Origin of the sequence: Dorea sp. AM13-35 (assembly GCF_003473885.1) — a bacterium.
GTDB classification, from domain to species: Bacteria; Bacillota; Clostridia; order Lachnospirales; family Lachnospiraceae; genus Dorea_D; species Dorea_D hominis.
In genome coordinates this window covers 149399-170852 of sequence record NZ_QUCZ01000008.1, presented here as the reverse complement: position 1 = coordinate 170852, position 21454 = coordinate 149399, and the positions used below count along the sequence as shown (strand labels likewise).

At 42.6% G+C, this 21454-nt stretch carries 17 protein-coding genes; 16 read left to right on the top strand and 1 reads right to left on the bottom strand.

The features are described from left to right. The first annotated feature begins 1 nt into the window (after position 1). The 3 genes from DW152_RS10415 (at position 2) to DW152_RS10405 (ending at position 3331) form a co-directional block, all read left to right on the top strand. Positions 2-715 (top strand): tRNA (adenine(22)-N(1))-methyltransferase, encoded by a 714-nt coding sequence (locus DW152_RS10415; RefSeq protein ID WP_118288568.1) that lies wholly within the window; start codon positions 2-4, stop codon positions 713-715. Between the two features lie 102 nt (positions 716-817). Further along, positions 818-1618 (top strand): Nif3-like dinuclear metal center hexameric protein, encoded by an 801-nt coding sequence (locus DW152_RS10410; protein ID WP_118288572.1) that lies wholly within the window; start codon positions 818-820, stop codon positions 1616-1618. A 57-nt stretch (positions 1619-1675) separates the two neighbouring features. Further along, positions 1676-3331, top strand: coding sequence for a nucleoside kinase (locus DW152_RS10405; protein ID WP_118288567.1), 1656 nt, complete (start codon positions 1676-1678; stop codon positions 3329-3331). Positions 3332-3369: 38 nt separating this feature from the next. Here DW152_RS10405 and aroC read toward each other — a convergent pair whose 3' ends face one another. Then, complete coding sequence (gene aroC, locus DW152_RS10400; RefSeq protein WP_118288566.1) at positions 3370-4482, bottom strand: chorismate synthase; 1113 nt, start codon at positions 4480-4482, stop codon at positions 3370-3372. Positions 4483-4696: 214 nt separating this feature from the next. Between aroC and DW152_RS10395 the strand changes: the two genes are divergently transcribed. The 13 genes from DW152_RS10395 (at position 4697) to DW152_RS10335 (ending at position 21310) form a co-directional block, all read left to right on the top strand. Then, complete coding sequence (locus DW152_RS10395; protein ID WP_118288565.1) at positions 4697-6379, top strand: L,D-transpeptidase family protein; 1683 nt, start codon at positions 4697-4699, stop codon at positions 6377-6379. 85 nt (positions 6380-6464) lie between these two features. Continuing rightward, entirely contained in the window at positions 6465-7598 is a 1134-nt protein-coding gene (gene tgt / locus DW152_RS10390; protein WP_117537419.1) for a tRNA guanosine(34) transglycosylase Tgt, read from the top strand. Positions 7599-7689: 91 nt separating this feature from the next. Next, positions 7690-7995, top strand: coding sequence for a preprotein translocase subunit YajC (gene yajC / locus DW152_RS10385; RefSeq protein WP_021860691.1), 306 nt, complete (start codon positions 7690-7692; stop codon positions 7993-7995). A 297-nt stretch (positions 7996-8292) separates the two neighbouring features. Beyond that, positions 8293-10545 carry a formate C-acetyltransferase gene (gene pflB / locus DW152_RS10380; protein ID WP_117537326.1) on the top strand — a complete coding sequence of 751 codons (2253 nt, stop codon included), beginning with the start codon at positions 8293-8295 and terminating at the stop codon, positions 10543-10545. Between the two features lie 40 nt (positions 10546-10585). Further along, on the top strand, positions 10586-11323 hold the full coding sequence (gene pflA, locus DW152_RS10375) for a pyruvate formate-lyase-activating protein (RefSeq protein ID WP_021860689.1): 738 nt from the start codon (positions 10586-10588) through the stop codon (positions 11321-11323). A gap of 140 nt (positions 11324-11463) precedes the next feature. Beyond that, positions 11464-12252 carry a uridine phosphorylase gene (udp, locus tag DW152_RS10370; protein ID WP_117537325.1) on the top strand — a complete coding sequence of 263 codons (789 nt, stop codon included), beginning with the start codon at positions 11464-11466 and terminating at the stop codon, positions 12250-12252. A gap of 14 nt (positions 12253-12266) precedes the next feature. Next, positions 12267-12677 carry a cytidine deaminase gene (cdd, locus tag DW152_RS10365; RefSeq protein WP_117537324.1) on the top strand — a complete coding sequence of 137 codons (411 nt, stop codon included), beginning with the start codon at positions 12267-12269 and terminating at the stop codon, positions 12675-12677. Between the two features lie 184 nt (positions 12678-12861). Beyond that, a complete protein-coding gene (gene leuB / locus DW152_RS10360) occupies positions 12862-13947 on the top strand; it encodes a 3-isopropylmalate dehydrogenase (RefSeq protein ID WP_021860686.1) in 1086 nt (361 codons plus the stop codon). A gap of 33 nt (positions 13948-13980) precedes the next feature. Continuing rightward, entirely contained in the window at positions 13981-15654 is a 1674-nt protein-coding gene (gene ilvD / locus DW152_RS10355) for a dihydroxy-acid dehydratase (RefSeq protein ID WP_021860685.1), read from the top strand. 46 nt (positions 15655-15700) lie between these two features. Further along, on the top strand, positions 15701-17377 hold the full coding sequence (ilvB, locus tag DW152_RS10350) for a biosynthetic-type acetolactate synthase large subunit (RefSeq protein WP_118288564.1): 1677 nt from the start codon (positions 15701-15703) through the stop codon (positions 17375-17377). 30 nt (positions 17378-17407) lie between these two features. Further along, the gene (serC, locus tag DW152_RS10345; RefSeq protein WP_118288563.1) at positions 17408-18490 is read left to right on the top strand and encodes a 3-phosphoserine/phosphohydroxythreonine transaminase; all 1083 of its coding nucleotides are present in this window, start codon (positions 17408-17410) and stop codon (positions 18488-18490) included. 1 nt (position 18491) lies between these two features. Beyond that, positions 18492-19655, top strand: coding sequence for a phosphoglycerate dehydrogenase (locus DW152_RS10340; RefSeq protein WP_118288562.1), 1164 nt, complete (start codon positions 18492-18494; stop codon positions 19653-19655). A 179-nt stretch (positions 19656-19834) separates the two neighbouring features. After that, positions 19835-21310, top strand: coding sequence for a polysaccharide deacetylase family protein (locus tag DW152_RS10335; RefSeq protein WP_118288561.1), 1476 nt, complete (start codon positions 19835-19837; stop codon positions 21308-21310). Positions 21311-21454 lie beyond the last annotated feature (144 nt).

Here is a 21454-nt window from a genome sequence, read left to right as displayed (position 1 = left end):
TATGGAACTATCAAAAAGACTGTACGCAGTTGCAGCTCTTGTGACAGAGGGCGCCTCTGTTGCAGATGTTGGAACTGACCATGGCTATATCCCGATTTATCTGATACAGGAGAAGATCGCATCACGGGTAATCGCTATGGATATTAATAAAGGACCGCTTGAGCGGGCGAGAATACATATTGAAGAACAGGGACTGTCGGATCGGATTGAGACAAGATTATCGGATGGTACACAGGCACTTGTTCCGGGAGAAGCAGATACGCTTATCACCGCTGGAATGGGTGGTGGACTTGTGATCCATATTCTGGAAGATGGTAAAGATGTGATCAATCAGATGAAAACCTGTATTTTACAGCCACAGTCAGAGATTGACAAAGTACGACGGTATCTTACGCAGGAACAGTTTTTGATCGTCGATGAGGATATGGTGGAAGAAGATGGCAAATACTATCCGATTCTCAAAGTGGAGCATGGAGAGTCGGAAACCTATGAAGAGTATGAATACTATTATGGAAAGAAATTACTTGAAAAAAAGCATCCGGTGCTAAAGGATTTCCTGTTGCGGGAATGTGCGATCCAGGAGAAGATTTTGAAGCAGTTAAATAAACAGGCAGACAGTACAAGTATTCAGGTGAGGAAAGCAGAGCTTGCAGAAGAGATGCTAAGAACAAAAGAAGCACTGGAACGAATCACGGATGTGCATAATGCAGAATAATCTGTAAGTATTATAGCCGGAGATATCTGATTAACAGCATATTATAATAGAAAATAAATGAGAAACCCGGAAACGGGAATACAGGAAACAGAGGTGAATAGTATGCTCTGTAAAGAGATCATGGAAAAAATAGAAAATGTATATCCAAAGGATGCGGCGCTCTCCTGGGATAATGTCGGACTTCTTGCCGGAAGAGACGATAAAGAAGTCCGTAAAATCTACGTTGCGCTGGATGCGACAGATGAAGTGGTGGAGGATGTAATCTGTCAGAAAGCAGATATGCTTGTAACACATCATCCGTTGATTTTTGGCGGCATGAAACAGATCAACAACCGGGATTTTATCGGCAGACGTCTGTTACAGCTGCTCGGTAATGATATTTCTTATTATGCAATGCATACAAATTACGATGTATGCAGGATGGCTGAGCTTGCAGGCAATCTTCTGGGGCTCAATGATACAGAAGTGCTGGATGTTACCGGAATGCGCATACAGCCGGAAACAGGTGAGGAGTATCCGGAAGGCATTGGTGAGATTGGCAGCTGGCAGAAACCGGTAACTTTAAAAGAATGCTGCGATAAAGTAAAGAAAGCATATGGGGTTCCGCAAGTGAAAGTATTTGGTGATCTTGCTCAACAGGTATCGCGGATCGCTCTCTGTCCGGGTTCCGGAAAAAGCGTGATCACACAGTCGCTGGCAAAAAAAGCGGATGTATTGATTACCGGAGATATCGGTCATCACGAGGGGATTGATGCAGTTGCACAGGAACTTGCAATCATTGATGCAGGACATTATGGTGTGGAACACATTTTTATAGAAGATATGAAGAAATATCTGCAGGAAGCGTTTCCGCAGACAGCGGTTATAAGTGCTGCCATCCATCATCCGTTTACGGTGGTATAGGAATGGCAGATGTTGCACAGACATTTTCGGACAGATGCAAAGAAAGGATGATGTGAAATGTATCAGGTAAAAATCCATGACGAGATCAGACAGTATGAAGCCGGAACAACCTATCTGGAGATCGCAAAAGAATATCAGAAAGAATATTCCCATGATATCGTACTTGTCACGGTTGATGGTAAATTACAGGAACTTCACAAGAAAGTAAACAGAAACTGTACACTTAACTTTGAGACAACAGCATGTGACAGTGGGCACAAAACATACAAAAGAAGCATGAGCCTTTTGCTTGTCAAAGCAATTTATGATGTGGCAGAACACGAGAATGTTGATAAAGTCCGGATCCACTATTCCGTCAGTAAGGGATATTATTGTACAATTGAAGGCAATGTTGTACTGGATCAGCAGTTCCTGGATCAGGTAGAAGCACGGATGCATCAGATGGTAGAGGCAGATCTTCCAATCAATAAGAAATCTGTAAATACCGATGATGCGATTGCGACATTTGCCAGATACGGTATGCATGATAAGGAGAAGTTGTTTGCGTACCGCAGGGTTTCCAAAGTAAATATCTACAGCATTAATGAATTTGAAGACTATTATTATGGATATATGGTTCCGAGCACCGGGTATTTAAAATACTTTAAATTGTATCTTTATGATGACGGATTTGTGCTCCAGATGCCGGAACAGAAGGAACCGGAAATTGTTCCGCCATTTGAGCCGCAGAACAAATTATTCCATGTATTAAAAGAATCCACAAGTTGGGGTGATATGCAGGGGATTGAGACTGTTGGTGCACTGAATGACAGGATTACCAAAGGTGATGTGCGGGAGACAGTACTCGTCCAGGAAGCATTACAGGAGAAAAAAATTGCGGAAATAGCTGCAACGATCGCTGCCAGACCGGAATTAAAATTTATCCTGATCGCTGGTCCGTCATCATCCGGAAAGACAACATTTTCCCATCGACTGTCAGTACAGCTTCGTGCCTGTGGTCTGGTGCCGCATCCGATCGCGGTAGATAATTATTTTGTAGAACGGGAAGAAAATCCGGTGGACGAGAACGGAGATTTTGATTTTGAATGTCTGGAAGCAGTAGATGTGGAGTTATTTAACAGACAACTGGGAGATCTGCTTGCAGGAAAGGAAGTTGTTCTTCCAAGGTTTAATTTTGTGACCGGACATAAGGAATACGGACCGGACGTGAAGAAGCTGGGAAAAAATGATGTTCTTGTCATCGAAGGAATCCACTGCCTGAATCCGAAACTGACGCAGAGTCTTCCGGATGAAAATAAATTCAAGATCTATATCAGTGCACTGACACAGCTGAATATTGATGAGCATAACCGTATTCCGACAACAGACGGACGTCTGCTCCGGAGAATTGTCCGGGATGCAAGAACAAGAGGCGCTTCGGTTGCGCGGACAATCAATATGTGGTCATCTGTAAGAAAAGGGGAAGAGAAGAATATTTTCCCATATCAGGAAGAAGCGGATGTGATGTTCAATTCGGCGTTAATTTATGAACTTGCTGTATTGAAACCATATGTGGAAGCACTTCTGTTTGGAGTGGACAGAAAAGCACCGGAATATGTAGAAGCAAAACGATTGTTAAAATTCCTGGATTATTTTGTGGGAATCGGAAGTGAAAACGTTCCAACGAACTCCCTACTGCGGGAATTCATTGGAGGTGGATGTTTTCAAATTTAATTCTTGAACATATGATTTGAGATAATTGCCGTGATAATTTAAGAACGATAGAATTTGATGAGGCTGTCCAGTCGGGAACTCATGTTGCGCATGAGCAGATCCAGTACTGTGACAGCCGTCATTGCTTCTACGACAACGACAGCGCGGGGGACAATGACAGGATCGTGGCGCCCGGTAATCTCAATTGTAGTATCTGTAAGCTCCTGCCAGTCTGTTCTCATGACGGTATCCTGTGGCTGGGAGATAGATGGCGTTGGCTTGACTGCTGCCCGCAGTATGATCGGACTGCCGTCGCTCATACCTCCGAGTGTACCGCCAGAGTGATTTGTTACTTTGGTAAGCTTACCGGCGTCAAGACGGAAAGAATCGTTGTTGTTACTTCCAAGTGCGGCAGCAGCCTGGAAACCGTCGCCAATCTCCACACCTTTGACTGCACCGATGGACATAACCGCACTGCAAAGTGCAGCGTCCAGTTTATGAAATACGGGCTCTCCGATACCGGCAGGTACACCGGTGATCACACATTCGATCATGCCGCCTGAGGAGTCCTGCTTTCTGATACATTCAGCAAGGTAGTCAGAAGCCCTGGCTGCGTAATCGTTATTTGGCATATAGAGTGCATTTTCTGTAATCTGATCGTAATGATATTCATTTTCCGGAATGACAATATCTCCGATGGAACGGGTATAAGCTGTAATGGTGATACCGAGTTGTCTTAATATCTTTGCGGCGATTGCTCCGGCTGCAACACGTCCGATCGTTTCGCGACCGGAAGAACGTCCGCCGCCACGGTAGTCGCGAAAACCGTACTTGGCATCAAAAGTGTAATCTGCATGTCCCGGACGATAGCAGTCTTTGATCTTGCCATAATCTCTGGAACGCTGGTCTGTATTCTCGACCATGATGGAAATTGGCGTTCCGGTTGTATGACCTTCAAAAACGCCAGATAAAATACGTGCTTTATCGGACTCTTTTCTTGCAGTTGTAAAGCGGCTCTGTCCCGGTTTTCTGCGGTCGAGATAGATTTGAATATCTTCTTCATCTAAAGAAAGTCCCGCAGGACATCCGTCTATAACAACCCCGATTGCGGCACCGTGTGACTCGCCCCAGGTTGTGATTGTAAATAAATTTCCTAAAGTTGAACCTGCCATAGTTGTTCTCCGTTTCTTCTATAATATGTAGTCTTTGAAATTGTTCGGTATGTAAAACGATACAACTTATTATATAGGAAGCAGGAGAAAAGCGCAACGGATGAATAAGGGCGGATATTCAAAAAATCTTCATATTTTCCTTAAAATTTAGTCTGTACTTTTATGGATATGCATATTATAATGGGACATGTGAATAAAAAAGGAGTAAGCGCTTATGAGTAAGAATGACAAAAGAGCCGATGAGATTATCGAAGAAACAATGCGGGAATTATATGGTGATCTTCATAAGTCTGAGATCCGTGATTCAATAGATGAAGATGATTTCGATGAAGATGGATTCGAAGAATTTGATGAAGATGATCATGAAGAAATCAGCCACAGAAAAGCAAAGAAAACTCATGCGGCAGGTTATGATGAAAAACCGGATTATGAAGACTTTGAGGGTGAAGAAGGCGAGGTAGAGTCGGACGCAGTAAAAGAGGCATCAAAAGCATACAAGAAACACAGACGTAAGAAAAAAGCAGGAAAAGTGATCGGAACTATCGTGGGGATCCTCGCTGTAGTTTATATCGGAATTGCACTTTATTTTGGAAGCCATTTTATGTTCTATACGAAGATCAATGGCAACGATGTTGCGCTTAAGAGTGTAAGCCAGGTGGAGAGCAAGTTAAAGAAAGATGTTGGAGATTATGTACTTACATTGAAAGAATCTGACGGAAGTACAGAAGAGATTGACGGATCTGACATTTCCCTGGAGTATGTGCAGTCTGATGAACTTGCGAAATGTATAAAACAGCAGAACAATTTCCTGTGGATCATATCACTTTGGAATCATCCGCAGATTGAGGCTTCAGTTGGTGTAAAATACGACAAAGAAGCACTGGCAGATGAGGTCAGTGGTCTGAATTGTATGGATAAGAAGAACCAGACTAAATCAAAAAATGCATATCCGAAATTCATGGATACCCGATTTGAGATTGAACCGGAAGTTATCGGCACAGAGATTGATGAAGATGCGTTCAATGAAGCAATTAAGGAAGCATTAGACGGATTCCAGTCAGAACTGGATCTTACAAAAGAGGGATGCTATATTAAGCCGGATTATACAAAAGACTCACAGGAAGTCAAAGATGCGGCTGAGAAGATGAACAGTTATCTCGGAGCAAAGGTTACATATGATTTCAGTCCGAAGACAGAAGTCGTAGATTCTTCTGTTATTTCACAATGGGTGAAAGTAAACAAGAAGATGAAAGTGAAGTTTGACAAAGATGCGGTGAAGAAGTATATTCAGAGTCTTGCGTCCAAATATAATACCAGAGGAAAGACACGCACTTTCAAAACCGCAACCGGAAACACAGTCAAAGTGGATGGCGGAGATTATGGCTGGTGCATAGCGCAGGACAGCGAATACAAAGAGCTGACAAAGAATATCAAAAAAGGTGAGACAGTCACCCGTGAACCGAAATATTTAAGTAAAGCAGCATCCCATGATACGATGGATATGGGAGATACTTATGCAGAGGTAGACTTAACGAATCAGAGAGCATACTTTATTAAGAAGGGTAAAGTTGTGCTCAGCACAGATGTTGTAACCGGTAATCCGAACAAAGGCAATGCAACACCTCCGGGCGTATATTCTCTGACATATAAAGCAAGGAATGCAACACTTCGTGGTGAGAGAAGACCGGATGGTACTTATTCCTATGAGACGCCGGTTAAATACTGGATGCCTTTCAATGGAGGAATTGGATTCCATGATGCTTCATGGCAGCCGACTTTCGGAGGAAGCCGTTATAAATCACACGGTTCCCATGGTTGTGTCAATTTACCGCCATCAGTTGCACCGAAGATGTATGAACTGGTATACAAAGATGTGCCGGTTGTATGTCATAATTAGAAAAGTGCTGTTGGCAGCAATTAAGGAATAAAGAGATAATAAGCAGTAAATGATGAAAATCACAGAAAGCAATGAGGATAAGATCATGTATGAATTAATTAAAAAAGATGGTCTTGCCAAAAGAGGAAGATTGCATACAGTGCACGGTGTTATAGAGACACCTGTATTTATGAATGTGGGAACGGCGGCCGCGATCAAGGGCGCAGTTTCCACAGATGATCTCCAGCAGATCAAGACGCAGGTGGAACTTTCAAATACGTATCATCTCCATGTACGTCCGGGAGATGAAGTTGTGAAAAAGCTGGGCGGTCTTCATAAATTTATGACCTGGGATAAGCCAATCCTTACAGATTCCGGCGGGTTTCAGGTTTTTTCTCTGGCAGGACTCAGAAGAATCAAAGAAGAAGGAGTTTATTTCAACTCCCATATAGACGGGCACAAGATTTTTATGGGACCGGAGGAGAGTATGCAGATTCAGTCTAATCTTGCGTCTACAATAGCAATGGCATTTGATGAATGTCCGTCAAGTATTGCAAAAAGAGATTATATGGAAAAATCGGTTGACCGGACAACCAGATGGCTGAAACGTTGTAAGGCAGAGATGAACCGTCTGAACAGTCTTCCGGATACGATCAATAAGCAGCAGATGCTTTTTGGAATTAACCAGGGTGGCGTCTATGAAGATATCCGTATCCGCCATGCACAGGAGATTGCACAACTTGATCTGGATGGTTATGCGATCGGCGGACTTGCGGTCGGAGAAACACATGAAGAGATGTACCGGATTCTGGATGCGGTTGTACCGCATCTGCCGGAGAACAAACCGACGTATCTGATGGGAGTCGGCACACCGGCAAACATTCTGGAGGCGGTTGACCGTGGAGTAGACTTCTTTGACTGTGTATATCCAAGCCGTAACGGAAGACATGGACATGTCTATACGAATCATGGAAAACTGAATCTTTTTAATGCCAGATTTGAACTGGATGATAAGCCGATCGAGGAAGGATGCCAGTGTCCGGCATGCCGTTCCTATTCCAGAGCGTATATCAGACATTTGCTGAAAGCAAAAGAGATGCTCGGCATGCGGCTCTGCGTGCTTCACAATCTGTATTTCTATAATACGATGATGGAAGAAATACGGGATGCTATAGAAGCGGGAAGATATAAGGAATATAAGAAATGGAAACTGGACGCAGTTTCGGGGAATAATTCGTAAAATTTCTATGAAATTGTGGGAAATAGCTTGCTAGAGCCTGCATTATTGTGTATGATAGCAATAGTGTTTAAAAATATTAGGAGGAAGAAATATGTTTACATTAGCAGCACAGAGTTCACCGGTAAACGGGATTGTTTTAGTTTTAATATATGCATTGATCTTTGGTGGATTCTGGTTTTTATTCATCAGACCACAGAAGAAAGAACAGAAGAGAGTACAGGCTATGATCGCAGAGATGGAAGTTGGAGATACAGTACTCACATCAAGCGGTTTTTACGGTGTGATCATCGACATCAGTGATGATGATCTGATCGTGGAATTCGGTAACAACAAGAATTGCCGTATCCCGATGCAGAAAGCAGCAATTGCACAGGTCGAGAAGGCATCTGCTGAATAAGAGATATAATTGAAGAAGATATCAGAAAGGGATGTCCGTAGAGGGCGTCCTTTTTTATATATTCCTGATATTAGCATATTGCATGCACCTATATAGATATAGAAAAACTATATAAAAAAGGCCAGTTTTGTACGTGCGAAAATACAATATAAGGCGCAAAAACAGGCAAAATTGCACAAAATCATGTACAAGCATTGTAATGAGAACGATTATCAAAAATATGCTTGCTATTTTATTCACAAGATGATATACTTTGCAACGGAAAACAGAAAACGAAGGATGAAAGGAGTATGTGCGATGACACAGCGTGAACAGTGGGAAGGCTTCTCCGGAGAGAACTGGAGACATTCCATAGACGTAAGAGATTTTATTCAGGAAAACTACACACCATATGAGGGAGATGAGTCCTTCCTGGAAGGTCCTACAGAAGCAACCAACACATTATGGGAAAAGCTTCAGGAACTGCAGAAAGAAGAACGTGCCAAAGGCGGAGTCCTTGATATGGAGACAGAAGTTGTATCCGGACTTACAGCTTATGGACCGGGATACATCAGTGAGGAAACAAAGGATCTTGAAAAAGTAGTTGGTCTTCAGACAGACAAACCGCTTAAGAGAGCGTTTATGCCATATGGTGGTATTAAGATGGCTGAGCAGGCATGTACAACTTATGGATACCAGCCAAGCGAAAAGCTGCATGAGATTTTCACAAAATATCATAAAACACACAACCAGGGAGTATTTGATATCTATACACCGGAAATGAAAAAAGCAAGACATAACAAGATCATCACAGGTCTTCCGGATACTTACGGAAGAGGACGTATCGTAGGTGATTACCGTCGTGTTGCATTGTATGGTGTCGATTTTCTTATTGAAAAGAAACAGTATGATTTTGAGCGTTATGCAAGACATGGTATGAAAGGAACAGATTTCCGTCTCCGTGAAGAGCTTGCAGATCAGATCAAAGCGTTGAAAGAGATGAAGGAAATGGCTGCTGCTTACGGATTTGATATTTCAGAGCCGGCAAAAGATGCAAAAGAAGCAGCACAGTGGCTGTATTTCGGATACCTTGCAGCAATCAAGACTCAGAACGGAGCTGCAATGAGTGTCGGACGTATTTCTACATTCCTTGATATTTATATTGAAAGAGACTTAAAAGCCGGAAAACTGACAGAGAAAGAAGCTCAGGAACTGATCGACCATATGGTAATGAAGTTCCGTATGGTTAAATTTGCAAGAATCCCATCTTACAACGAGCTGTTCTCAGGAGATCCGACATGGGCAACACTGGAAGTAGCTGGTCTTGGACAGGATGGACGTTCTATGGTAACAAAGAATGATTATCGCTTCCTGCACACATTGAAGAACATGGGACCGTCACCGGAGCCAAACCTTACAGTATTATATTCTTCAAGACTGCCAGAGAACTTTAAGAAGTTTGCAGCTTTGATTTCCGTAGAGACAAGCTCAATCCAGTATGAGAACGATGATGTTATGCGTCCGGTATGGGGCGATGACTATTCAATCTGCTGCTGCGTATCGGCAACAGAGACAGGTAAAGAGATGCAGTTCTTCGGAGCACGTGCAAACCTTGCTAAGTGTCTGTTATACGCAATCAACGGTGGCATTGATGAGAAGAACAAAGTTCAGGTAGGACCTGCTTACCGACCAATCACATCGGAATATCTTGACTTCGATGAAGTGATGGAAAGATATGACGAGATGATGGAGTGGTTAAGCAAGCTGTATGTTGATACACTGAACATGATCCACTATATGCATGACAAATATTATTATGAGTCAGCACAGATGGCACTGATCGATACAGATGTAAAACGTTCTTTCGCAACTGGTATTGCAGGATTCTCTCATGTAGTAGATTCCCTTTGCGCTATCAAATATGCAAAGGTTAAACCAATCCGTGACGAAGACGGAATTACAACTGACTTTGAGATCGAGGGAGACTTCCCAAGATATGGTAACGATGATGACCGTGCAGATGACATGGCAATCTGGCTTCTGAAGACATTTATGCACAAGCTGAACAAATGCCACACTTACAGAAATTCTGTACCAACGACATCTATCCTTACAATTACTTCTAACGTTGTATATGGTAAAGCGACAGGATCTCTTCCGGATGGAAGAAAAGGTGGTGAGCCGTTATCACCAGGCGCTAACCCGTCATACGGCGCAGAGAAGAGCGGTCTGTTAGCTTCACTGAACTCCGTAGCTAAACTTCCATATGAGCTGGCACTGGATGGTATTTCCAATACACAGACAATCAGCCCGAGCGCACTTGGACACAGCGATGATGAGAGAAAAGAAAACCTTGTACATGTTATGGATGGATACTTCGACCGCGGAGCACATCATCTGAATGTCAATGTATTTGGTGTAGACAAACTGCGTGATGCTATGGAACATCCGGAGAAACCGGAATACGCAAACTTTACAATCCGTGTATCCGGATACGCTGTTAAGTTCATTGACCTGACACGTGAGCAGCAGTTAGACGTAATCGCAAGAACATGCCACGAGCAGATGTAGTTTGAACATTTGATTTGAAAAGTATTAAAGGAGCAAAACAATGACGAAAGGATATATCCATTCTCTGGAAAGTTTTGGCTCCGTTGACGGACCGGGTGTACGGTATGTGATCTTTTTATCTGGCTGCGCAATGCGCTGTCAGTTCTGTCACAATCCGGACACTTGGAATATGCAGGCAGGAACGCCTTACACAGCAGATGAACTGCTTGAAAAAGCATTGAGATACCGCTCTTACTGGGGAAGTAAGGGCGGTATTACCGTCAGTGGAGGAGAACCACTCCTGCAGATTGATTTTCTGCTGGAGCTGTTTACAAAAGCGAAAGAAAAAGGAGTTCACACAACTCTAGATACCTGTGGTAATCCATTTACAAGAGAAGAACCATTCTTTTCTAAATTTGAAAAGCTGATGGAAGTAACAGATCTTGTAATGTTAGATATTAAGCATATGGATGAGGAGCAGCATGTGCTTCTGACCGGACAGAAGAATGACAACATTCTTGATATGGCAAAATACCTGTCGGATACAGGTAAATCTATGTGGATTCGTCATGTACTGGTGCCGGAAAGAAGTGACAGGGACGACTATTTATGGAAACTGCATGATTTCATAGAGAAACTTGATCATGTAGAACGTGTGGAAGTGCTTCCATATCATACGCTGGGAGTATACAAGTGGAAAGAACTTGGTATCCCTTACGGACTGGAAGGCATCGAACCTCCGACGCAGGAAAGAATTCAGAATGCGAATGAGATTCTGAAGACTGCATCATATTTATAAAAGTATATGAAAATACTGGAATGTGCCAAGGCACATTCTTTTTTTTGTGATGAGGAAAATGCTGTGACAAATGGCAGCTATGGAGCTATCCGGGAAAACATGATATAATAAGAAGAAAAATGATAAGGGAGGATTTGGATATGGTAAATTATTCGGAAGATCCAAACAGACAGTATCATATACAGGTCGCACCCGGTGAGGTTGGAAAGTATGTTATTCTTCCGGGAGATCCAAAACGCTGTAAGAAGATTGCAGAACATCTGGATGATGCAAAACTGGTTGCAGACAGCCGGGAGTTTGTAACTTATACCGGAACGCTGAACGGAGTAAAGGTCAGTGTCACATCTACCGGAATTGGAGGTCCTTCGGCGGCAATTGCTCTGGAGGAATTAGTAAAGGCAGGAGCAGATACATTCATCCGTGTCGGTACAAGCGGAGGAATTGATCTTTCCGTAAAAAGCGGAGATCTGGTTATTGCAACCGGAGCAGTCCGCATGGAAGGAACAAGTAAAGAATATGCGCCGATAGAATATCCTGCTGTAGCAGATATAGAAGTCGTGAATGCATTAATCGGAGCGGCGAAGGAGATGTGCGTTCCCTATCATGCCGGGGTAGTGGAAAGTAAAGATTCCTTTTACGGACAGCATACACCGGAGAGCAAACCGGTAAGCTATGAGCTGCTGAACAAATGGGAAGCATGGAAGAGAATGGGTTGCCTTGCGTCTGAGATGGAATCTGCTGCATTATATATAGTAGGAAGTTATCTTCGCGTGCGGATAGGAACCGTGCTTTTGGTGATGGCAAACCAGGAACGCGCAAAGGAAGGTCTGGACAATCCGGTAGTTCATGATACGGAACTTCCAATAAAAACTGCGGTTGAGGCAATCCGTAGCCTGATAAGAGAAGATCGGAAAAAACAGAAAATATAAGGAAGGAGCGACAGATGGACAGTATACAACAACTGATCAGAGAAGCTTTTTCTGCGCTTGAATATGCCTATGTACCGTATTCGGGATTTAAAGTCGGTGCGGCGCTTCTTACAGAGAGTGGAAAAATCTACACCGGATGTAATATTGAAAATGCCGCATATACGCCAAGCAACTGTGCGGAGAGAACGGCATTTTTTAAAGCGGTCAGTGAAGGAGAACGACATTTTACAAAGATCTGTATAGTGAATGAAGATACAAAAGGTATGCATACTTATTGCCCGCCATGCGGAGTGTGCAGACAGGTAATGCAGGAGTTCGCAGATCCTGATAAATTAGAGATTATTCTGGCAAAAAGTCAGGATGAATATGTAACTTACAGCCTGAAAGAATTATTGCCACTTGGTTTCGGCGCAGATAATTTGTAATTTTAGCGTATTAAAGTCTTGAAAGCTGTAAGGAAATAAGATATTATAGGATGTATATTATTTATATTAACAGAGCGCACTCTGTTTTAAGTGATATAATATTCGAAAGATTTTGCCGGTGGCAGGTTCTTATAGATACGTGAGTGCGTTGAAAGATATATTTACACAGGAAGGAAGAGCGATTATGAATTTAAATATTGGTGTGATCAAAGGGGATGGAATCGGACCGGAGATTGTAACAGAAGCAATGAAGGTTCTCGACAAAGTTGCAGATGTTTACGGACATACATGCAATTACACACAGCTTCTGATGGGTGGAGCTTCTATTGATGTACACGGAGTACCGCTTACGAGTGAGACAGTTGCACAAGCAAAAGCAAGTGATGCAGTGTTGATGGGATCCATCGGAGGAGATGCAAAGACTTCACCTTGGTATCAGTTAGAGCCGTCCAAGAGACCGGAAGCAGGACTTTTAAAGATTCGTAAAGAACTGAATTTATTTGCTAACTTAAGACCGGCGATTCTTTATGATGAACTGAAAGGCGCATGCCCATTAAAAGAAGAAATCACAGAAGGCGGATTTGATCTGATGATCATGCGTGAACTGACAGGAGGTCTCTATTTCGGTGAGAGAAAGACCATAGAAGAAGATGGCGTGATAACTGCGCATGATTCACTTACATATAATGAAAATGAGATCCGCAGAATTGCAAAGCGTGGTTTTGACATTGCTATGAAGCGCAGAAAGAAGGTAACAAGTGTAGACAAAGCAAACGTACTTGATTCTTCCAGATTGTGGAGAAAAGTTGTAGAAGAAGTTGCAAAGGATTATCCGGAAGTAACACTGGAACATATGCTCGTTGATAACTGTGCAATGCAGCTTGTCAGAGATCCGAAACAGTTTGATGTAGTTCTTACAGAGAACATGTTTGGCGATATTTTATCTGATGAAGCAAGTATGGTAACCGGTTCCATCGGAATGCTGGCAAGTGCGAGCCTTAATGAAACCAAATTTGGCCTGTACGAGCCAAGCGGCGGTTCTGCGCCGGATATTGCAGGAAAAGGAATCGCAAACCCGATCGCAACAATTTTATCTGCGGCAATGATGTTAAGATTCAGCTTCGATCTGGATAAAGAAGCAGATGCAATTGAGAATGCGGTTGAAAAAGTATTAAAAGAAGGATATCGTACGATTGATATCATGTCAGAAGGAAAGACACAGGTTGGAACTGAGAAAATGGGAGACCTGATCGCAGGATATATCGAATAGGAATGTCAATAAGGTTACAGGAGGGAAAGAAACATGAGAAGTGATACAGTAACAAAAGGAAAACAGCAGGCACCGCATCGTTCATTATTTAATGCACTTGGTCTTACACAGGAAGAGATGGAAAGACCACTGGTCGGAATCGTAAGTTCATATAATGAGATTGTGCCGGGACATATGAATCTGGACAAAATCGTTAATGCGGTAAAACAGGGAGTTTCCATGGCAGGTGGAACACCGATTGTATTTCCGGCAATCGCTGTGTGTGACGGAATTGCAATGGGACATATCGGAATGAAATATTCCCTTGTAACAAGAGATCTGATCGCAGATTCTACGGAAGCAATGGCAATGGCACATCAGTTTGATGCACTGGTTATGGTGCCGAACTGCGATAAGAATGTACCGGGACTTCTGATGGCAGCGGCAAGAATTAATGTGCCGACAGTATTTGTAAGTGGCGGTCCTATGCTTGCAGGTCATGTAAAAGGACAAAAGAGAAGTTTGTCCAGCATGTTTGAGGCGGTTGGAGCCAATGCAGCAGGAACAATGACAGATGAAGATCTGTGTGAATTTGAAAATAAAGTATGTCCGACATGTGGATCCTGTTCCGGAATGTATACAGCGAACAGCATGAATTGTCTGACAGAAGTGCTTGGAATGGGACTCCGCGGTAACGGAACAATCCCGGCCGTATATTCTGAGAGAATCCGCCTTGCAAAACATGCAGGTATGAAAGTTATGGAGATGCTTGAGAAGAATATCCGCCCAAGAGATATTATGACAAAAGAAGCAATCTTAAATGCATTGACTGTAGATATGGCACTGGGATGTTCTACAAACAGTATGCTGCATCTGCCGGCAATCGCTCATGAGATCGGTATGGATTTTGAAATCGATTTTGCAAATGGCATTAGTGAGAAGACACCGAACCTCTGCCATCTGGCACCGGCAGGCCCGACTTACATGGAAGACCTGAATGAAGCCGGCGGTGTATATGCAGTTATGAACGAGCTGAATAAAAAAGGCTTACTGCATACAGAGTGTATGACGGTTACAGGTAAAACCGTCGGAGAAAATATTAAAGAAGCAGTCAACAAAAATCCGGAAGTTATCCGTCCAATCGACAATCCATATACACCAACAGGCGGACTTGCAGTATTGAAAGGTAATCTTGCACCGGACGGAAGTGTTGTAAAACGCTCCGCAGTTGTAGATGAGATGCTGGTACATGAAGGACCGGCAAGAGTATTTGAATGCGAAGAAGACGCAATCGCAGCAATCAAGGGTGGCAAGATTGTAAAAGGTGATGTAGTTGTAATCCGCTATGAAGGACCGAAAGGTGGACCGGGTATGCGTGAGATGCTGAACCCGACTTCTGCAATCGCAGGAATGGGACTTGGTTCCAGTGTTGCCTTAATTACAGACGGACGTTTCAGTGGAGCATCCAGAGGAGCATCCATCGGACATGTTTCACCGGAAGCCGCAGTTGGCGGACCGATTGCGTTAGTTGAAGAAGGAGATATTATTAAGATTGATATTCCGAATCTGAAACTGGAACTGGATGTATCTGATGAAGAACTGGCTAAGAGAAAAGCAGCATGGACACCGAGAGAGCCGAAAGTTACAACCGGTTATCTGGCAAGATATGCTTCTATGGTAACATCCGGAAACAGAGGAGCTATTCTGGAAGTTCCAAAACAGTCATAAGACAAGACATAAGAGAGTAAGGTTATAGAACAGGAGAAAGATAGGTATGCAGTTGACAGGATCAGAGATTGTCATCGAATGTCTGAAAGAGCAGGGCGTAGATACTGTTTTCGGATATCCGGGAGGCGCAATTTTAAATGTCTATGATGAATTATATAAACACAGTGATGAGATTACTCATATCCTGACTTCCCACGAACAGGGCGCAGCACATGCAGCGGATGGATATGCGAGAGCAACCGGTAAAGTTGGTGTATGTTTCGCCACCAGCGGACCGGGTGCTACGAATCTTGTGACAGGAATCGCTACCGCATACATGGATTCTATTCCGGTAGTAGCGATCACCTGTAATGTAGGAGTGTCACTTCTTGGAAAAGATAGTTTTCAGGAAATTGACATTACCGGTATTACAATGCCGATCACAAAGCATAATTATATTGTAAAAGATGTGGCCAATCTGGCTGACACGATCCGTAAAGCGTTCGTGATCGCCAAATCCGGAAGACCGGGACCGGTCCTTATTGATATTCCGAAAGATGTTACAGCAAATAAGACAGAATATATAAAAGAGGAGATCAAACCGGTAGAACCATCTGATAAGATTTCAGAAGAAGAACTCGCGGAAGCATTGGAATTAATTAAAAAATCTAAGAAACCGTACATATTTGTAGGTGGAGGAGCTGTCCTTTCCGAAGCAAGTGAAGAATTATATACATTTGCGAAGAAAGTAGATGCGCCAGTAACGGATTCCCTTATGGGAAAAGGTGCATTTCCAGGAAACGATCCGGCATATACAGGAATGCTTGGAATGCATGGAACAAAAGCATCCAACTACGGAGTCAGCGAGTGTGATCTTTTGATCGTAGTGGGTGCAAGATTTAGTGACCGTGTAACAGGAAATGCAAAGAAATTTGCAAAGAATGCAAAAATCTTACAGTTTGATGTAGACGCAGCAGAGATGAACAAAAACGTGCTGATCACAGAAGGTGTAGTTGGAGATATCAAAGTAATTCTTGGAAAAATAAATGCAAAATTAGAGCAGCAGAGCCATTCGGAATGGATGAAGAAAATTATGGATTACAAAGAAAAATATCCACTGACTTATCATCCGGAAGCGCTTACAGGTCCGTTCATTGTAGAGGAGATTTACCGCCAGACAAATGGTGAAGCAATCATTTCCACAGAAGTTGGACAGCATCAGATGTGGGCAGCACAGTATTACAAATATACGAAGCCAAGAACACTGCTGACATCCGGCGGACTTGGAACGATGGGATATGGACTTGGAGCTGCTCTTGGAGCTAAGACCGGAAGACCGGATAAGACTGTTGTCAACATTGCAGGAGACGGATGTTTCCGTATGAATATGAATGAGATTGCGACAGCAACCCGACATAACATTCCGGTGATTCAGGTTGTTATCAACAACCATGTACTTGGTATGGTACGCCAGTGGCAGAATCTGTTTTATGGACAGCGTTATTCAGCAACTGTACTGAATGATGCAGTAGATTTTGTAAAACTGGCAGAAGCAATGGGTGCCAAAGGTGTCCGCGTAACAACACAGGCGGAATTTAAAGAGGCGTTCAAAGAAGCGTTAGCATCAGGGAAACCTGTTGTGATAGACTGTCAGATCGATCAGGATGATAAAGTATGGCCGATGGTAGCACCTGGAGCTGCGATCAGCGAAGCTTTTGACGAGAACGATCTGGAAACAAAATAACATATAAATTAGCTAGATGGAGGAACGACTATGAAAAGAGTGTACAATTTTTCAGCAGGACCGGCAGTTTTGCCGGAAGAGGTATTAAAAGAAGCAGCAGACGAGATGTTGGATTACAATGGAACCGGCATGTCGGTAATGGAAATGAGTCATCGTTCGCAGTCGTTCCAAGAAATTATTGACACTGCAGAAGCGGATATTAGAGAACTGATGAACATTCCGGATAACTATAAAGTGCTCTTTTTACAGGGTGGTGCATCACAGCAGTTTGCCATGATCCCGATGAACCTGATGAAGAACAGAGTGGCAGATTATATTATTACCGGACAGTGGGCAAAAAAAGCCGCAGCAGAAGCAGAAAAATACGGAAAAGTAAACCGTATCGCATCTTCTGCTGATAAAACATTTTCTTATATCCCAGATTGCAGTGATCTCCCGATTTCTGAAGATGCAGACTATGTATATATTTGTGAAAATAATACGATTTATGGAACAAAATACAAAACATTACCGAATACAAAGGGCAAGACGCTGATAGCGGATGTATCTTCCTGCTTCCTGTCCGAACCGGTAGATGTAAGCAAATATGGTGTGATCTATGGCGGTGTCCAGAAGAACATCGGACCTGCAGGAGTAGTGATTGTGATCATCCGTGAAGATCTGATCACAGAAGATGTACTGCCGGGTACACCGACAATGCTGACTTACAAGACACAGGCAGATGCAAAATCTCTGTATAACACACCACCGGCTTATGGCATTTATATTTGCGGAAAAGTATTTAAATGGCTGAAAAAACAGGGTGGTCTGGCTGCCATGAAAGAGCGTAATGAAAAGAAAGCAAAGATCCTGTATGATTATCTGGATCAGAGTAAACTGTTCAAAGGAACAGTTGTAAAAGAAGATCGTTCTCTGATGAATGTTCCTTTTGTTACAGGAGATGAAGAACTGGATGCGAAATTTGTAAAAGAAGCAAAAGCTGCAGGACTGGAGAATCTGAAAGGACATCGTACAGTCGGAGGCATGCGTGCAAGTATATACAATGCAATGCCGATTGAAGGCGTAGAAGCATTAGTTGCATTTATGAAGAAATTTGAAGAGGAGAATCTGTAGTATGTATAAATATCATTGCCTGAATCCAATCTCTCAGGTGGGGCTGGATCAGTTGACAGAAGAATATACACCTGTAAACGAGGCGAAAGAAGCAGATGCGATTCTGGTCAGAAGCGCTGTTATGCATGAGATGGAATTTTCAAAAGATCTGAAAGTAGTGGCAAGAGCCGGAGCCGGCGTGAATAACATTCCATTGGAGCGATGCGCAGAAGAAGGTATTGTTGTATTTAATACACCGGGTGCAAACGCAAACGGAGTTAAAGAACTGGTGCTGGCAGGCATGCTGCTCGCATCCAGAGATATCATTGGCGGTATTGGCTGGGTACAGGAAAATGAAGAAGACGGCAATATTGCCAAAGACGCAGAAAAGGCGAAGAAAGCATTTGCAGGCTGTGAGCTGGAAGGAAAGAAACTTGGAGTGATCGGTCTTGGAGCAATCGGAGTTCTGGTTGCCAATGCAGCGACACACCTTGGCATGGATGTGTATGGATATGATCCGTATGTGTCTGTTGATTCTGCATGGAGACTTTCCAGAAGTATCCATCATGCTAAGACAGTGGATGAGTTATACAGTGACTGTGATTATATTACAATTCATGTTCCGGCACTGGACAGCACAAAAGGAATGATCGATAAGCATGCGATTAGTCTGATGAAAGACGGAGTAGTAATACTGAATTTTGCAAGAAATATTCTTGTAGATGAAGAAGCAATGGTAGATGCACTTGTATCCGGACATGTGAAACATTACGTGACAGATTTCCCGACACCTACAGTGACAGGAGTAAAAGGTGCAATTGTTATCCCGCATCTGGGAGCATCTACAGAAGAAGCAGAAGACAACTGTGCAGTAATGGCAGCAAAACAGCTGAAAGATTATCTGGAAAATGGAAATATAAAAAATTCTGTCAATTATCCGGACTGTGATATGGGCATTCGTGGAGAGAATACGAGATTATTGCTTCTGCACCACAATGTACCGAATATGATCGGCCAGTTTACAACGATTTTGGCAAAAGATAATATGAATATTGCAGATCTTACAAATAAGAGTAAAGGTAAATATGCATATACAATGATCGACATTGATTCACCGGTGCCGGCAGGTGTTGTAGAAGAACTAAAAGCGGTAGGAGAGGTACTACGGGTTCGTATTCTGGCTTAAAATTATAGGACAGATGATGCAATCCCCTTGATTTTCAGTAATTGGAATTCAAGGGGATTTTTGTAACAATCTTAAAGGATTCTTAATAAAAAAGTAATATTACTTTCATTGCGAATTATGTCGAAGAAGAGTATACTGAATAGGTGTTGAAAAAGATTATGGAATGAGGGGGAATACGAATGAGTGGCACAAGGCATCAATATGGAATTAAGCAACATGAGCAGAGACGAAAAAGGGATCGGCAGATGCGCTGCCTGATTACAATTGTCGCAGTATGTATCGTATTAATTCTTGCATATATGATAGCCGGAGTTCTTCGTAAAAAAGCTGTACTGACACTGCAATTTGAGAATGTTGCAATATTGCAGGGAGAAGATGTTCCAACATTGAAGGCGAAGGTAAAAGTTGAGAAGGATGATGGACCTACGTTGGACAAGAAAAGCAAATATACATCAAAGGATTTTATCAGAGATCTGAAAAAGGGAAAAGGCTATAAGATTATCTGTAAAGTTGATCCGAAGACAGAGGGAAGTTATAAAGCAACAATTAAGCTGAGTGAGTCCTTACAGAAGAAGCTGGATGATGACTGGAGTAAGAAAATACAGCTTACAGTCAAGGACGGAAAAGTCCGTGTAAAGAATAAAGTCGGACGGTGGGAGAAGAATAAATTTAAACGTTACGATGGTACTTATGTCAAATCTGATTTTGTTGTATCCCGTGGTGATACTTATTATTTTGATGAGAATGGCAAGATGGCGACTGGCTGGCATACAATTAAGAGTACAACATATCATTTCAATAAAAAAGGAATCATGCAGACCGGCTGGCAGAAGAATGGCTCGGATAAGTATTATATGACGAAGTCCGGAGGAGCAGTAACCGGCTGGCAGAAGATTGGAAAGAATACATATTATTTTGAAAATGATGGAAAGATGGTAACCGGCGAAGTGAATATTGGTCTGTCTGTCTGCAAATTTGACAAAAAAGGTAATCTGATTTCTAAAAAAGCGGGAAAAGTTGATCCGAAGAAACCTATGGTAGCGCTTACATTTGATGATGGCCCGGGACCAAGAACGCTGGAGCTGTTGAAGGCATTGGAGAAGTACAACGCACATGCAACATTCTTTATGGTCGGACAGAATGTTTCTATTCATAAAGATGCATTGAAGAAGATGAAAGAGATTGGTTGTGAGTTGGGAAATCATTCTTATAATCATGCGAATCTTTCAAAACAGGATGCCAAGGGCCTGAAGGATCAGGTAGATAAGACCAATGATCTGATAAAAGGAATAGTCGGAAGAGGAGCAACTGTGCTTCGACCTCCATATGGAGCAATCGGTGGTGTTATGCATGAGAAGGTTAAGATGCCGATGATCCTGTGGAATATTGATACTTTAGACTGGAAGACAAGAAATGCGCAGAAGACGATTGAAACGGTTATGAACAATGTAGGGGATGGTGATATCGTCCTGATGCATGATATTCATACAGAAAGTGTGGATGCTGCATTGAAACTGATCCCGAAACTGGAAAAAGAGGGCTATCAACTTGTGACAATTTCTGAGATGGCAGAAGCCAAAGGTCAGAAGCTGGAGAATGGTGAGAAGTATTGTGACTTTACGGCAAAGACACTAAGCAAAGCAAAAGAAAATTAGGAATCAGAAGAATAGAAGTTATAAATAAAAAGGAAAGATGATTCGCAGAGTATGCAAGTCATCTTTCTTTTTTTGCTGTTATTGTATTAGTATAAATTGCCGATAACAGATTCTCCCAGGTATGATAATAATTTGGAAGAATTA